Annotated in this window: 11 protein-coding genes; 3 read left to right on the top strand and 8 right to left on the bottom strand. The window is 39.6% G+C overall.

Annotated elements, in window-relative coordinates; genetic code table 11:
* Positions 1 to 163 precede the first annotated feature (163 nt).
* The gene (gmhB, locus tag O3746_RS07360) at positions 164 to 718 is read right to left on the bottom strand and encodes a D-glycero-beta-D-manno-heptose 1,7-bisphosphate 7-phosphatase (protein ID WP_178162592.1); all 555 of its coding nucleotides are present in this window, start codon (positions 716 to 718) and stop codon (positions 164 to 166) included.
* 174 nt (positions 719 to 892) lie between these two features.
* Between gmhB and metN the strand changes: the two genes are divergently transcribed.
* From metN to O3746_RS07345, 3 genes are read left to right on the top strand one after another with little or no spacing between them, the layout of a single operon-like run.
* Positions 893 to 1,930 (top strand): methionine ABC transporter ATP-binding protein MetN, encoded by a 1,038-nt coding sequence (gene metN / locus O3746_RS07355; RefSeq protein ID WP_371448400.1) that lies wholly within the window; start codon positions 893 to 895, stop codon positions 1,928 to 1,930.
* Positions 1,920 to 2,612 carry a methionine ABC transporter permease gene (locus tag O3746_RS07350; RefSeq protein WP_265470200.1) on the top strand — a complete coding sequence of 231 codons (693 nt, stop codon included), beginning with the start codon at positions 1,920 to 1,922 and terminating at the stop codon, positions 2,610 to 2,612. Before metN ends, O3746_RS07350 begins: the two co-directional genes overlap by 11 nt.
* A 39-nt stretch (positions 2,613 to 2,651) precedes the next feature.
* Positions 2,652 to 3,482, top strand: a complete 831-nt coding sequence (locus O3746_RS07345; protein WP_371448397.1) for a MetQ/NlpA family lipoprotein — start codon at positions 2,652 to 2,654, stop codon at positions 3,480 to 3,482.
* 181 nt (positions 3,483 to 3,663) lie between these two features.
* Here O3746_RS07345 and rpoC read toward each other — a convergent pair whose 3' ends face one another.
* The 7 genes from rpoC to tal form a co-directional block, all read right to left on the bottom strand.
* Positions 3,664 to 7,914: a DNA-directed RNA polymerase subunit beta' gene (rpoC, locus tag O3746_RS07340; protein WP_070712567.1), complete on the bottom strand. Its 4,251-nt coding sequence runs from the start codon at positions 7,912 to 7,914 to the stop codon at positions 3,664 to 3,666.
* Positions 7,915 to 8,037: 123 nt separating this feature from the next.
* Complete coding sequence (gene rpoB, locus O3746_RS07335) at positions 8,038 to 12,066, bottom strand: DNA-directed RNA polymerase subunit beta (RefSeq protein WP_295662647.1); 4,029 nt, start codon at positions 12,064 to 12,066, stop codon at positions 8,038 to 8,040.
* A gap of 296 nt (positions 12,067 to 12,362) precedes the next feature.
* Entirely contained in the window at positions 12,363 to 12,734 is a 372-nt protein-coding gene (rplL, locus tag O3746_RS07330) for a 50S ribosomal protein L7/L12 (RefSeq protein WP_049357197.1), read from the bottom strand.
* A 54-nt stretch (positions 12,735 to 12,788) separates the two neighbouring features.
* The gene (rplJ, locus tag O3746_RS07325; protein WP_005694693.1) at positions 12,789 to 13,280 is read right to left on the bottom strand and encodes a 50S ribosomal protein L10; all 492 of its coding nucleotides are present in this window, start codon (positions 13,278 to 13,280) and stop codon (positions 12,789 to 12,791) included.
* A gap of 312 nt (positions 13,281 to 13,592) precedes the next feature.
* On the bottom strand, positions 13,593 to 13,982 hold the full coding sequence (locus O3746_RS07320) for a RidA family protein (protein WP_054420364.1): 390 nt from the start codon (positions 13,980 to 13,982) through the stop codon (positions 13,593 to 13,595).
* Positions 13,983 to 14,062: 80 nt separating this feature from the next.
* The gene (locus tag O3746_RS07315) at positions 14,063 to 14,809 is read right to left on the bottom strand and encodes a VacJ family lipoprotein (RefSeq protein WP_371448393.1); all 747 of its coding nucleotides are present in this window, start codon (positions 14,807 to 14,809) and stop codon (positions 14,063 to 14,065) included.
* A 200-nt stretch (positions 14,810 to 15,009) separates the two neighbouring features.
* Positions 15,010 to 15,963, bottom strand: a complete 954-nt coding sequence (gene tal, locus O3746_RS07310) for a transaldolase (RefSeq protein ID WP_371448391.1) — start codon at positions 15,961 to 15,963, stop codon at positions 15,010 to 15,012.
* Positions 15,964 to 16,100: the final 137 nt, after the last annotated feature.

The raw sequence follows: 16,100 nt of genomic DNA, 5'->3' as shown, positions 1-16,100 counted from the left end.
AACGACGCACTGGTTTTATTAAAGCTTCACAACAGCGCGTCGTTGTGTGGGGCGTATTATAGGCATTTCAGACTCCTTTGCAAGATCTTTTTGTAAAAAAATGTAATTTTTTTATTGGTTGAAGATCTTTTCGCCTATTCGCACAAAAAATAGATCATTTTTGTTACTTAATTAATCGTTTTGCTATTCTTGGTAAATCAGCAATAGAATCCAAAACATAATCAGCGAGGTTCTCTCCCTCTTCTGTAATAGGTTTGCCTGTTCGCACTAAAATATTTGTTCTCACTTTTGCGCCGATGCCCGCTTTAAGATCTTCAATCTTATCGCCAACCATAATAGATTGTGCAGGATCGACTTTCAGCGCTTTAATCGCCTCTAATAACATGCCTGATTTCGGTTTTCTACACTCACAGTCTTCTTTATATTCACCCTTCCCTTCTGGATGATGAGGACAATAGTAGATTCCATCAAGATCGACACCACGATCAGCTAATGACCAATCCATCCATTCTGTAAGTTGCAAAAACTGATCTTCTGAAAAATATCCACGTGCGATGCCTGATTGATTGGTCACTAAAACTAAAAGATATCCCATTTCCTTCAATTCTTTTAATGCATCAATACTGCCTTCAATAAATTGGAAATCATCAATTTTATGAACATAACCATGGTCGATATTTAAAGTGCCATCGCGATCTAAAAAAACAGCTTTCTTCATATATTTTCTCATTTATCTTTTTCTTAAGGCAAAATTATCCCTTTTATCCTTAATATAAGCAATAATAAGTCATAACCGATCTGTCTAAAAAAGATCCCTTAAGATATTGACACAGCATTCTAGACGTCTAGAATACAAATGAAATTCAAATATTAACTGAGAACAAGGGCTTATATGATTAAGCTAAATAACATTACGAAGATTTTTACACTTCCGGATAAAAAACTGACCGCACTTGATAATGTTTCATTACATGTGCCGAGGGGGCAGATTTGTGGTGTCATTGGTGCTTCTGGCGCAGGTAAAAGTACACTTATCCGTTGTGTAAACTTATTAGAAAGACCAACTCACGGTGCTGTAATCATCGATGATGTGGATCTGACTCAACTTTCTGACGCTGAATTAGTGAAAACACGCCGCCAAATCGGCATGATTTTCCAACATTTTAATTTGTTGACCTCTCGAACCGTTTTTGAAAACGTAGCATTGCCACTTGAATTAGAAAATAAATCGAAAGCAGAAATTCAAGAAAAAACGACCGCACTTTTAGCGCTTGTTGGATTAAGTGATAAACATAATGTGTATCCTGCTAATCTCTCTGGTGGTCAAAAACAACGAGTAGCTATTGCCCGTGCACTTGCAAGCGATCCTAAAGTCTTACTTTGTGATGAAGCCACTAGCGCATTAGATCCCGCTACAACTCAATCCATTCTAAAATTATTAAAAGAAATCAACCGCACTTTAGGTATCACCATTCTTCTTATCACTCATGAAATGGAAGTGGTTAAACGAATCTGTGATCAAGTTGCCGTGATTGATAAAGGCCGCCTGATTGAACAAGGCACGGTTAGTGAGATTTTCTCTAATCCGAAAACAGAATTGGCCCAAGAGTTTATCAGCTCGACCTTCCACATTACGTTGCCGGAAGAATATTTAGAAAATCTATCTGATACACCAAAACATGCCAAATCGTATCCGATCATCAAATTTGAATTTACTGGTCGTTCCGTCGATGCGCCATTACTTTCTCAAGCATCGAAAAAATTTGGTGTAGAACTCAGTATCTTAACATCACAAATTGACTATGCCGGTGGCGTTAAATTTGGCTTTACGATTGCGGAAGTTGAAGGTGATGAAGATGCAATTACACAAACCAAAGTTTATTTAATGGAAAATAACGTTCGAGTAGAGGTGCTAGGCTATGTTCAATGAGTTATGGGCAACATTTAGCCAACAATTCCCCGATAACTTCGCGAGTTTACTAACGGTATCAACCGTTGAAACAATTTATATGTCAGTATTATCGACATTAATTGCTGCTTTATTAGGTTTACCACTTGGTTTTTTAACCTTCTTAACCAATAAAGGGGCGATTTTAGAAAGCAAAAAACTCAATGCGTTCTTAAACGTCATTATTAATATCGGACGTTCAATCCCTTATATTATTTTGTTACTTGCTTTAATTCCGCTTACCAGTTGGTTACTTCCTGGCGGTAGTATTGGTTCTAATGCAGCAATTGTGTCATTAAGTGCAGCGGCAACACCATTTTTTGCTCGCCTAACAAGTAATGCACTCTTTGAGATTCCAACCGGTTTAACCGAAACCGCAAAAGCAATGGGCGCAACCAATTGGCAAATTATTCGTAAATTCTATTTACCTGAATCTTTACCTACGATTATCAACGCCATTACGCTTACTTTCGTGACATTAATTGGCTATACCGCAATGGCGGGAACACAAGGCGGTGGCGGTTTAGGAAGCCTTGCCATTAACTATGGTGTCTATCGTAATATGCCATCGGTAACTTGGGCAGCAACGATTGTTATCGTGATTATCGTGATGCTCAGTCAAAAATTAGGCGACACGCTCGCAAAACGAGTAGATCACCGTTAATTATTTTCTATACCATTTTATTCACAACAAGGAAAAAACATGAAATTAAAAAACTTATTTGCTATCACCGCTATCGCGTCAGCATTAGTATTAACAGGCTGTAAAGAAGAGAAAAAAGCAGATGCAGCGTCAACTGCGCCTGCAGCAACATCAATCAAAGTTGGTGTAATGGCTGGTCCTGAGCACCAAGTAGCCGAAACCGCTGCAAAAGTTGCAAAAGACAAATACAACTTAAATGTTGAATTTGTTTTATTCAATGACTACGCATTGCCAAATACTGCTGTATCTAAAGGTGATTTAGATGCTAACGCAATGCAACACAAACCTTACTTAGATGAAGATGTAAAAGCGAAAAACTTAAACAACTTAGTGATCGTTGGTAACACCTTTGTTTACCCGCTTGCTGGCTATTCTAAAACCATCAAAAATGTAAATGAATTAAAAGATGGCGCGAAAATTGTGGTGCCAAATGACCCATCAAACCGTGGTCGTGCATTAATCCTTCTTGAAAAACAAGGTTTAATCAAACTTAAAAATTCTAACGATCTTCTTTCAACTGTCGCAGATATCGTTGAAAATCCGAAAAACTTAAAAATTTCTGAAGTAGATACCTCTGTTGCAGCTCGTGCATTAGATGATGTTGATCTTGCGGTTGTAAATAACACTTATGCTGGTCAAGTTGGCTTAAATGCACAAGATAACGGCGTATTTGTAGAAGACAAAGATTCTCCATACGTAAACATCATCGTTGCGCGTACTGATAACAAAGACAGTAAAGCGATCCAAGATTTCGTCAAAGCATACCAAACTGAAGAAGTTTACCTAGAAGCGAAAAAACACTTTAAAGATGGTGTTGTAAAAGGCTGGTAATCTTAGCTTAAGCAAAATATTTCAAAGCCACCGATTAAGGTGGCTTTTTTATTGATGAAAAGAAAGTGCGGCCATTTTTTCGATACTTTTCCAAAAGAAGAATTCATTAAAAACTGACCGCACTTTATTTATTAGAGATAATAAAAAACCCGAGCCTAAACTCGGGTTTTCTTTTTATCGATTACTCTGCATCATCTGCCATATTAAGCATTTCTGCCAAGTTAGTTGTTGCATCATCTGCTGTCATCACGAATTCATCAGCAATTGCTGCTTCATCGTCTTCAGATAATTTAATCACAACATCGTCTACAATACGTTTTTTGTGACGACCTTGGTGATACGCAAAACCAGTACCAGCAGGGATTAAACGACCTACGATTACGTTCTCTTTTAAGCCGCGTAATTCATCACGTTTACCCGCCACCGCTGCTTCAGTAAGCACGCGAGTGGTTTCTTGGAACGATGCTGCAGAAATGAAGGATTCAGTCGCCAATGACGCTTTGGTAATACCAAGTAATTCACGTTCAAATTCAACTGGTGGTTTACCTTCCGCTTCACGTTTACGGTTCACAATTTTCACGCGAGCCACTTCAACTTGTTCCCCTTCAAGGAATTCGCTGTCATAAGCTTTCGTGATAACTGCTTTACGTAACATTTGACGTACGATAACTTCGATGTGCTTATCGTTAATTTTTACACCTTGTAAGCGGTAAACTTCTTGCACTTCGTTCACGATATATTCAGTTACAGCACGAACACCGCGTAAACGTAAGATATCGTGTGGAGTCTCTGCACCATCAGAAATCACATCACCACGTTCTACCATCTCGCCTTCAAATACGTTGAGTTGACGCCATTTTGGAATCATTTCTTCGTAGATTTCACCTTCAGTTGGGGTGATTAACAAGCGGCGTTTACCTTTGGTTTCTTTACCGAAGGACACGATACCTGAAATTTCTGCCAAGATAGCAGGTTCTTTCGGTTTACGAGCTTCGAATAAATCAGCAACGCGTGGAAGACCACCAGTAATATCTTTAGTACCCACAGATTCTTGTGGAATACGTGCAAGTGGTTCACCCACTTTCACTTCCGCACCGTCATCTAAACTTACGATTGCTTTACCTGGTAAGAAGTATTGTGCAATAACGTCAGTTTCAGGTAAGAAGATATCGTTACCTTTTGCATCAACTAATTTAATAGTTGGACGTAAATCTTTACCTGCTGTTGCACGTTCACCCACGTCTTGTACCACGATAGAAGAAAGACCGGTTAATTCGTCTGTTTGACGCGTTACAGTTAAACCGTCCACGATATCAACGAATTTCACAAAACCAGATACTTCAGAGACAACTGGCATTGTATGAGGATCCCAGTTTGCCACTGTTTCACCCGCTGATACTTCTTGACCATCTGCTTTATTCAACACTGTACCGTAAGGCACTTTATAGTGTTCTTTCGTACGACCAAATTCATCTGTAACGGTTAATTCAGTATTACGAGAAGTTAACACTAATTTACCTTCGTCATTAACAACGAATTTCGCGTTAGCAAGGTGTAAAGTACCGTTGTTTTTGATTTGTACGCTAGATTCTTTCGCGGCTGCAGAAGCTGCACCACCGATGTGGAACGTACGCATGGTTAACTGTGTACCTGGCTCACCGATAGATTGAGCAGCAATAACACCCACTGCTTCACCTTGGTTGATGAGGTGACCGCGCGCTAAGTCACGACCGTAACATTTCGCACATACACCGAAGTCAGTATCACAAGTTACAACAGAACGTACTTTTACGCTGTCTACTGAGTTTGCATCTAACACATCACAAAGTTTTTCATCTAATAAAGTGTTACGTGCAATTAATACTTCTTCTGTACCTGGTTTATACACATCTTCAGCTACAACACGACCTAACACTAATTCGCGAAGTGGAACTTTCTCATCGCCACCTTCGATTAATGGAGTCATGACTAAGCCTTCATGCGTACCACAGTCATCTTCAACGATCACTAAGTCTTGCGCTACGTCAACTAAACGACGAGTTAAGTAACCAGAGTTTGCTGTTTTTAATGCGGTATCCGCCAAACCTTTACGCGCACCGTGGGTTGAAATAAAGTACTGAAGTACGTTCAAACCTTCACGGAAGTTCGCTGTAATTGGGGTTTCGATGATCGAACCATCTGGACGCGCCATCAAACCACGCATACCTGCTAACTGACGAATCTGAGCTGCAGAACCACGCGCACCAGAGTCAGCCATCATAAAGATACTGTTGAAAGAAGCTTGTTTCTCAGGGTTACCTTCACGGTTGATAACTTCTTCCTGAGATAAGTTTTCCATCATCGCTTTCGCTACGCGCTCATTCGCCGCAGCCCAAATATCGATTACTTTGTTATAACGTTCGCCAGCTGTTACAAGACCAGATTGGAACTGTTCTTGAATTTCTGCCACTTCTTCTTCCGCTGCAGAAATAATTTCGTATTTTTTCTCTGGGATAACCATATCGTCGATACCCACAGAAGAACCTGAACGTGCAGCATAAGCAAAACCGGTATACATAATATGGTCAGCGAACATTACCGCTTCTTTCAAACCTAAACGACGATAAGCTTCGTTGATAAGTTTAGAAATTGCTTTTTTACCTAATGTTTGGTTAAACAATGAATAAGGCATACCTTTTGGCGCGATCATCCATAAGATTGCACGACCGATAGTGGTATCAGTTAATGTGGTTTTCTCTTCGAATTCGCCAGCTTCATTTTTCACATATTCAGTAATACGTACTTTAACGCGAGAATGTAATTCTGCTTCACCTGTGCGATACGCTTTTTCAGCTTCGCGCGGATCTTGCAATAACATGCCTTCGCCTTTACCGTTTACTTTTTCACGGGTCATATAGTAAAGACCCAACACCACGTCTTGTGATGGAACGATAATTGGATCACCGTTTGCTGGTGAAAGTACGTTGTTTGTTGACATCATTAATGCACGCGCTTCTAACTGAGCTTCAAGTGTTAATGGTACGTGAACCGCCATTTGGTCACCATCGAAGTCCGCGTTGAACGCCGCACAAACAAGTGGGTGTAACTGGATTGCTTTACCTTCGATTAGAAGTGGTTCAAACGCTTGGATACCTAAACGGTGAAGTGTTGGTGCACGGTTCAATAGAATTGGGTGCTCACGAATAACTTCTGCCAAGATATCCCAAACGATCGCGTCTTCACGCTCAACCATTTTCTTAGCCGCTTTGATTGTAGTTGCATAACCACGGCTTTCTAATTTTGCATAGATAAACGGACGGAATAATTCCAATGCCATTTTCTTCGGTAAACCACATTGGTGTAAGTGCAAGTATGGACCTACAGTGATTACAGAACGGCCTGAATAGTCAACACGTTTACCTAATAAGTTTTGACGGAAACGACCTTGTTTACCTTTGATCATATCCGCAAGTGATTTTAATGGACGACGGTTAGAACCCGTAATCGCACGACCACGACGACCATTATCTAATAACGCATCAACAGATTCTTGTAACATACGTTTTTCGTTGCGCACGATAATATCTGGTGCAATTAAATCTAATAAACGTTTTAAACGGTTGTTACGGTTGATTACGCGACGATATAAATCGTTCAAATCAGATGTTGCAAAACGACCACCATCTAATGGTACTAACGGACGTAAATCCGGAGGAAGTACCGGTAATACAGTCATCACCATCCACTCTGGTTTATTACCAGATTGTTGGAACGCTTCTAATAATTTTAAGCGTTTAGTAATTTTCTTACGTTTTGTTTCAGAATTAGTTTCTTGTAATTCTTCACGTAATTTTTCACATTCCACTTCAAGATCAATACCTTTAAGTAAATCTTGAATTGCTTCAGCACCCATTTTCGCTTCAAATTCATCTTGCCAACGGTCTTCTGCATCAAGGAATTGTTCTTCAGTTAATAATTGTCCACGTTCCAAATCGGTCATACCCGGTTCGGTCACGATGTACATTTCAAAGTAAAGCACACGTTCAATATCACGTAATGGCATATCAAGTAATAAACCAATACGGGACGGAAGTGATTTTAAGAACCAAATGTGTGCAACTGGACAAGCCAATTCAATGTGACCCATACGTTCACGGCGCACTTTAGTTTGTGTTACTTCAACACCACATTTTTCACAAATCACACCACGGTGTTTTAAGCGTTTATATTTACCGCATAAACATTCGTAATCTTTTACTGGCCCGAAAATACGTGCACAGAAAAGACCGTCACGCTCAGGTTTGAACGTACGATAGTTGATTGTTTCAGGTTTTTTAACCTCACCAAATGACCAAGAACGGATCATGTCTGGAGAAGCTAACCCAATTTTAATCACATCAAAATCTTCACTCGTTTTTGATTGTGCTTTTAAAAACTTAACTAAGTCTTTCACAAATAGTCTCCTGTCGGAGTTAAGGGTTTCAAAGTGCGGTCAAAAATATTTTGTTTTTTAACCGCACTTCGGCGATTTCTTCCTTTTGCTTCCCCTGCATACAGGGGAAGACAGGTTTGTCGATTACTCTTCGTCTAACTCGATATTCAAACCAAGTGAACGGATTTCTTTCATAATTACGTTGAAAGATTCCGGTGTACCCGGATCCATTTGCTGGTTGCCGCCAACGATGTTTTTATACATCTTCGTACGGCCGTTCACGTCATCGGATTTCACAGTTAACATTTCTTGTAAGGTATAAGCCGCACCGTATGCTTCAAGTGCCCATACCTCCATCTCACCGAAACGTTGACCACCGAATTGTGCTTTACCACCAAGTGGTTGTTGAGTAACAAGACTATAAGAACCAGTTGAACGAGCATGCATTTTGTCATCAACTAAGTGGTTCAATTTGAGCATGTACATATAACCTACAGTTACTGGACGCTCGAATTTCTCACCTGTACGGCCATCGTATAATGTGATCTGACCTGAAGTTGGTAAGCCACCAAGTTTCAACATTTCTTTGATTTCTTGCTCATCAGCACCATCAAACACTGGTGTTGCTACCGGTAAACCTTTACGTAGGTTTTCTGCTAAACGCATGATTTCGTCATCACTAAAGGTGCTTAAATCCACTTTTTGTGCGCCATGACCTAAATCGTATGCTTTTTGCATATAGCCACGAAGTTTCTCAACATCTTGTTTTTGTTTGATCATCGCATTAATTTGATCACCGATACCTTTAGCAGCTAAGCCTAAGTGGGTTTCTAAGATCTGACCGATGTTCATACGAGATGGTACACCCAGTGGGTTCAATACGATTTCAACCGGTTGGCCGTTTTCATCGTATGGCATATCTTCCACAGGGTTGATTTTTGAGATAACACCTTTGTTACCGTGACGACCCGCCATTTTATCACCCGGTTGGATGTGACGTTTCACCGCAAGGTAAACTTTAACCACTTTTAACACGCCTGGTGCAAGGTCATCGCCTTTAATGATTTTCTTACGTTTTACTTCAAGTTTGTGCTCAAACTCTTTACGTAATTCTTCATATTGCTCAGCAAGCTGTTCTAATTGGTTTTGTTTTTCTTCATCTGAAATGGTTTGTTCTAACCATTTGGTGCGATCCATTTTATCTAATTGAGCCGCATCAATACCGCCAGCGATAAGAACATTACGTACACGAGCAAACAAGCCAGCTTCTAAGATTTCTAATTCATCAGAAAGGTCTTTCTTAGCTTGTTTTAACTGCATTTCTTCAATTTCTAATGCACGTTTGTCTTTTTCTACGCCATCACGGGTGAAGACTTGAACGTCAATTACAGTACCGCTTACGCTATTTGGTACACGTAATGAAGAGTCTTTCACATCAGATGCTTTTTCACCGAAGATTGCACGTAACAATTTTTCTTCTGGTGTTAATTGCGTTTCGCCTTTAGGGGTTACTTTACCGACTAAGATGTCGCCACCTTTTACTTCAGCCCCCACATACACGATACCAGATTCATCCAATTTGCTTAATGCAGATTCACCTACATTTGGAATATCCGCAGTAATTTCTTCAGAACCTAATTTAGTATCACGCGCCACACAAGATAATTCTTGAATGTGGATTGTCGTGAAACGGTCTTGTTGTACAACACGCTCAGAAACTAACATTGAGTCTTCGAAGTTATAACCGTTCCAAGGCATGAATGCCACACGGATATTTTGACCTAATGCTAATTCACCTAAGTCTGTTGAAGGACCATCTGCTAACACTTCACCACGGTTAATTGGATCGCCTAAATTCACACAAGGAATTTGGTTGATACAGGTATTTTGGTTAGAACGGGTGTATTTAATTAAGTTATAAATATCGATACCCGCTTCGCCTGCTACGGTTTCGTCTTCATTTACTTTGATAACGATACGAGAAGCATCAACATATTGAACTGTACCACCACGTTTCGCTACAACCGCCACACCTGAGTCAAGTGCGATTGGTTTTTCCATACCTGTACCCACTAACGGCTTATCTGCACGTAAAGTAGGAACCGCTTGACGTTGCATGTTCGCACCCATTAAGGCACGGTTCGCATCGTCATGCTCTAAGAATGGAATTAACGCTGCTGCCACAGATACAACTTGTTGGGTTGAAACGTCCATATAGTGAATTTCTTCTGGTTTATAAAGACCTGATTCACCACGTTCACCACGAGCAGTAACAAATGCATCTGTAAAGCGATTGTTCTCATCAAGGTTTGAGTTCGCCTGTGCAATGATGTAGTTTGCTTCATCAATTGCAGATAAATATTCGATTTCTTCGGTTACTTGACCATCAACCACTTTACGATATGGCGTTTCTAAGAAACCATAATCGTTAGTACGAGCAAACGCAGAAAGTGAGTTGATCAAACCGATGTTTGGACCTTCAGGGGTTTCGATTGGACATAAACGACCATAGTGAGTGTTATGTACGTCACGCACCTCAAAGCCAGCACGTTCACGCGTTAAACCGCCTGGACCTAATGCAGAAATACGACGTTTGTGTGTTACTTCTGATAATGGGTTGTTTTGGTCCATGAATTGCGAAAGTTGTGAAGAACCAAAGAATTCTTTCACTGCCGCAGAAATTGGTTTTGGATTAATTAAGTCTTGTGGCGTGATCGCATCTAAATCGCCTAAAGATAAACGCTCTTTAACGGCTCTTTCTACACGAACTAAACCAATACGGAATTGGTTTTCTGCCATTTCACCCACAGAACGAATACGACGGTTGCCCAAGTGGTCGATATCATCCACTTCACCACGACCATTACGGATATCGATGAGTTTTTTCATCACTCGAATGATATCGTCGTTACTTAAAATCCCCGTACCCTCGCCTTCAGGAATACCTAATGAGCGATTAAACTTCATACGACCTACTGCAGATAAATCATAACGTTCTGCAGAGAAGAATAAATTATGGAATAACGCTTCTGAAGATTCTGGTGTAGGTGGTTCACCTGGACGCATCATACGATAGATTTCATATAATGCACTTACACGATCGTAAGTTGGATCAACACGTAATGTTTCAGAAATATACGGACCGTAATCTAAGTCATTCGTGAATAATGTTTCGATCACTTTATAGCCTGCTTGCGATAATTTCGCTAACACTTCTAAAGAAATCTCGCCATTTGCTGGGCAAATAATTTCACCTGATTCAAGATCAACGTAATCTTTCGCTGCTACTTTGCCTGCGATATATTCAGTTGGCACTTCAACTTGTGTCACATTATCTTTTTCTAATGCTTTGATGTGACGAGCAGTGATACGACGACCGCGTTCTACATAGACTTTGCCATTTGCTTCGATATCAAATGTCGCAGTTTCACCACGTAAACGTTCTGGCACTAATGTCATGAGTAATTTATTGCCAGCGATCTCGAAAGTTACTTTGTCGAAGAATAAGTTTAAGATTTCTTCAACGGTGTAACCTAACGCACGTAAAATAATGGTTGCCGGTAATTTACGACGACGGTCAATACGCGCATATAAGTTATCTTTTGGATCAAATTCGAAATCTAACCAAGAACCACGGTAAGGAATAATACGTGCGTTATAAAGCACTTTACCTGAAGAGTGTGTTTTACCTTTGTCAGAATCAAAGAATACGCCCGGGCTACGGTGTAATTGTGAAACGATAACACGCTCAGTACCATTGATAACAAAGGTACCGTTGTCAGTCATTAATGGGATTTCACCCATATATACTTCGCTTTCTTTAATGTCTTTGACTGCGCGTGATGAAGATTCTTTATCGTAGCTAACCAAACGTAATTTTACGCGTAAACCTGCTGCATAAGTTGAACCACGAATTTGACATTCACGTACATCAAATTCTGGCTCTTCTAGACGGTAATCAACATATTGTAATTCTGTATAACCGTTATTGCTTACGATTGGAAAAACAGAACGGAATGCAGCTTCTAAGCCTTGTTGACCTTCAGGATCTTTTTGAATGAATTTATCAAAAGAATCTAATTGAATAGTTAATAAATAAGGTACATTTAAAACTTGCGGACGTTTGCCGAAGTCTTTACGAATTCGTTTTTTCTCAGTATAGGAGTAACCCATTATTGGTTTTCCTCTGTAAATTTTAGTGAGACCGAGTTGATATAAAAAAGTGCGGTCAAATTGATTGACGCTTTTTATTTATATCGGAGATTGACGCCGTTTCGGATACCGCACTCTGAACCTTACTTCTGTAGTGGGCTACTTAAATTAAAACGTCTGATTAATTTAAGTGGAAACAGATACCATTAAACGGAAAATGCCTATCTGTTTTTTGTGCTGTTTTTGATAGCACAAAATGGCTGATGGTAAACCACCAGCCATTAAGCCTGAGAAACAGGACATAAGTAAATCAAAAATTATTTGATTTCTACTTTTGCACCAGCTTCTTCTAATTCTTTCTTAAGTGCTTCAGCTTCTTCTTTAGAAATGCCTTCTTTTAAGTTAGCTGGAGCAGATTCAACTAAATCTTTAGCTTCTTTTAAGCCTAAACCAGTTGCACCACGTACTGCTTTGATAACTGCTACTTTGTTAGCACCAGCTTCAGCAAGAACTACGTCGAATTCAGTTTTTTCTTCTGCCGCTGCTGCTGCACCGCCAGCTGCTGGAGCTGCTGCTACTGCTGCTGCAGAAACGCCGAATTTTTCTTCCATCGCTGCGATTAATTCAACGATTTCAGTTACAGATTTAGAAGCGATCGCTTCAATGATTTGTTCGTTAGTTAATGACATAACAATCAATTCCTAAAATTAATAAAGTTAAATGAAGTAAGAAACGCTTAATGATTAAGCTGCTTCTTGTAATTTGTCGCGTAATGCCGCAAAAGTGCGAACAAGTTTGCCTGCCGCAGCTTCTTTCATTGTGCCCATTAAACGTGCAATTGCTTCTTCGTAAGTTGGTAATGTTGCTAAGAATTCAACATCTTGGATCTTACCTTCAAAGGCTGCACCTTTAATTTCAAACTTATCGTTTGCTTTAGCAAAATCTTTGAACAAACGTGCTGCTGCACCTGGGTGTTCATTAGAGAATGCGATAAGTGTTGGACCTACAAACGTATCTTGTAAGCATTCGAAATCAGTGCCTTCAACCGCACGACGTAATAAAGTATTACGAACAACGCGCATTGTTACACCAGCTTCACGAGCTGCTTTACGTAATTCAGTCATTTTATCAACAGTTACACCACGAGAGTCCGCGATTACTGCTGAAAGTGCACCTTTGGCTGCTTCATTTACTTCGGCAACAATTGCTTGTTTGTCTTGAAGATTTAATGCCATTGGCTTTTAGCTCCTGAATACACTCCGATTTCTCGGAATTAATTTACCTCATCGAAAGAGTTATCTTTCAGACTAGGACGACTTCGGTGCCCAGAAGCAAGAAATATTCTTATTCTGTTCACCATCTACGTAGGATTATTAAGACGATTATTGCTAACCATTCCCTACGGTCTTGGACGGGGCTTGAATAGGTCAAGCACCAACCAGAAATTTTACGCTAAGCGTAATTTAGGAGCGAGATTATAGTGATTAATCTCGCTCTTGTAAAGTCTATTGTAGAAAAAATCTGCAGATTTTAACCGCACTTTTCGATTATTTTCTTACAGCAATTGCTTCGATTTCCACACCTACATCTTTTGGTAATCGAGCTACTTCTACACAAGAACGCGCAGGGAAATTCGGATGATTATTTTCTTTGAAGAATTTCTCGTACTCTGCATTTACTGCTGCAAAATCATTAAGATCTTTCACAAACACCGTGGTTTTCACAATATCACCCACGGTCAAACCCGCTTGTTCAATAATCGCTTTCACATTCTCTAAAGATTGACGCGCTTGAGCCACAATATCTTTCGGCACTTCACCATTCGCCGGATTAACGGGAATTTGTCCAGATGTTAAAACTAAATTACCTAAATCTACCGCTTGAACATAAGGGCCGATTGCGGCAGGGGCTTTTTCTGTATGAATGATTTTAGTCATGATATTCTCCTTTAATCTTGACGTATAAACACGCTTACTATCCTAACATATAAGCGTCTTAATCACTTATATGAGTATTCTTAATCAATCTCTTTTAATACATCATCAGAGAGCTCTTTCTGTGAACCTTCTTTCACTTTACCATCATTTACTTTAAATTCTAAATTCTGATAATAAGCTTCGCGGAAGGTGACATAAGGATCTTGTGCTTGATTTAGCAACTCGGTTTGGTCCAATGTTTTCGAGCGTTTATCTACCGCTTGCACACCGTATTTCACAAGTGACCACGGGCCACCTACCCAATTCCAGAACGGATAGGTATAAGCTGCATAAACTACTGCCCCCGTTAATTGACGAGGTGTCGTCGCATTATAGATAGGCAATACAATATAGGCTCCCGCATCTACACCGTAGGTGCCCAATGTTTCACCAAAGCTACGTTGATCATAAACCTGTAATTCTTTACTTGCACTTGCAAAGTCAAATAAGCCACCAATACCAAAGGTTGAGTTAATCCAAAAACGGTTGAAGTGAACAAAGGCTTTTTTCGGCTCACCTTCTAATAAACGGTTTACAAAGCTCACTGGCTCATCCAAGTTGTTTGCTACATTGGATAAACCTTTTGTGACCGGTGTCGGCACGTAATCACGCCAGCCTTTTGCTGCAGGTTCCAACACATAACGATCCATGACTTTATAGTTAAAATCAAACATCGTACGGTTAAAACCTTCTAATTTATCATTGCGTTCACCATCAGCTTTAGTTGCACAACCTGTTAAAACAGCCGTTGCCATTAAGCCTACCGCAAGTAAAGGTGCTTTTTTCATTCCACTTTCCTATTACAAAAAATTGTCTTTATTCTAACCAACTTGAAAGATAACTACAAAAGAATTTATTTAAGCCTTGAGATTACTCTTTCTGTTAGCCATTATTGAAATCGTATTTTTTAGTTTTCAAAAAATCACTTTTGTTCCCTGCATAAACAAAAAGTGCGGTTATTTCTAACCGCACTTTCTTCTCTATCAAATTAAAGTTTTGCTGAAAGCATTGCTTCTAATTTCTCTTGGTCTACTGCAAATTTACGAATACCATCTGCTAATTTTTCTACAGCCATCGCATCGCTGTTATGTTGCCAGTAGAACTCTGCTTCAGTTAACGGTTGAGGTTTCGCTTTTACTTCACCTTTGTACTCTAATTTACGCACAAGTGGAGTTGTGTTTTCTTGTAATTCTTTAAGTAAAGCAGGCGCAATAGTTAAACGGTCACAACCTGCTAATTCAATAATTTCACCGACATTACGGAAACTTGCGCCCATCACCACGGTTTTATAACCATATTCTTTGTAGTAGTTATAAATTTTGGTTACAGAAATAACACCTGGGTCTTCTGCTGGAGCATATTCTTTTTTATCAGTATTTGCTTTGTACCAGTCTAAGATACGACCGACAAATGGTGAAATTAAGTAAACTCCTGCTTCAGCACACGCACGTGCTTGCGCTTCGGAGAATAATAAGGTTAAGTTGCAGTTAATGCCTTCTTTTTCAAGAATTTCTGCTGCACGAATACCTTGCCATGTTGAAGCAATTTTGATCAAAATACGATCATTTGAAATACCTGCCGCATTATAAAGTGCGATAAGTTTACGTGCTTTTTCAACGGTTGCTTGAGTATCGTAAGAGAGACGTGCATCCACTTCAGTTGAAATGCGTCCTGGGACAATTTTTAAAATTTCTAAACCGATGTTTACCGCTAATTTATCTTCTGCATCAATTAATTGTTGCGCTTTATCTGCACTTTGCGCTTTGGCATAAGCAATCGCTTCATCAATTAATGGTGCATATTGTGGTAATGCTGAAGCACTTAAAATTAAAGATGGGTTTGTTGTTGCATCTTGCGGTTGGTATTTTTTAATAGCATCAATATCGCCCGTATCAGCCACGACGACGGTCATACTACGAAGTGAATCTAACTGAGTTGTCATTATATTCTCCTTGAATGGATTTGTTTGAATTCGACTGTCTTACGATAGCATAATTAGCTTTAAAAAGGTAATTCGTCCAGGAAAATATTTACGATAGGGAAAACCAATGCATTCTAAATTTATCCTCTCATACCATC

This window comes from Haemophilus sp. 27098_8_127 (assembly GCF_041433495.1).
Taxonomy (GTDB): domain Bacteria; phylum Pseudomonadota; class Gammaproteobacteria; order Enterobacterales; family Pasteurellaceae; genus Haemophilus_D.
The sequence above is the reverse complement of the archived record's forward strand: the minus strand, read 5'-3'. Positions and strand labels throughout refer to the sequence as shown.

Bases quoted from the DNA above. Each gene is read 5' to 3' on its own strand.
- O3746_RS07345 (WP_371448397.1), top strand. From the start codon at position 2,652: ATGAAATTAAAAAACTTATTTGCTATCACCGCTATCGCGTCAGCATTA.
- rpoB (WP_295662647.1), bottom strand. From the start codon at position 12,066: ATGGGTTACTCCTATACTGAGAAAAAACGAATTCGTAAAGACTTCGGC.
- metN (WP_371448400.1), top strand. From the start codon at position 893: ATGATTAAGCTAAATAACATTACGAAGATTTTTACACTTCCGGATAAA.
- rplL (WP_049357197.1), bottom strand. From the start codon at position 12,734: ATGTCATTAACTAACGAACAAATCATTGAAGCGATCGCTTCTAAATCT.
- tal (WP_371448391.1), bottom strand. From the start codon at position 15,963: ATGACAACTCAGTTAGATTCACTTCGTAGTATGACCGTCGTCGTGGCT.
- gmhB (WP_178162592.1), bottom strand. From the start codon at position 718: ATGAAGAAAGCTGTTTTTTTAGATCGCGATGGCACTTTAAATATCGAC.
- O3746_RS07320 (WP_054420364.1), bottom strand. From the start codon at position 13,982: ATGACTAAAATCATTCATACAGAAAAAGCCCCTGCCGCAATCGGCCCT.
- rplJ (WP_005694693.1), bottom strand. From the start codon at position 13,280: ATGGCATTAAATCTTCAAGACAAACAAGCAATTGTTGCCGAAGTAAAT.
- O3746_RS07350 (WP_265470200.1), top strand. From the start codon at position 1,920: ATGTTCAATGAGTTATGGGCAACATTTAGCCAACAATTCCCCGATAAC.
- O3746_RS07315 (WP_371448393.1), bottom strand. From the start codon at position 14,809: ATGAAAAAAGCACCTTTACTTGCGGTAGGCTTAATGGCAACGGCTGTT.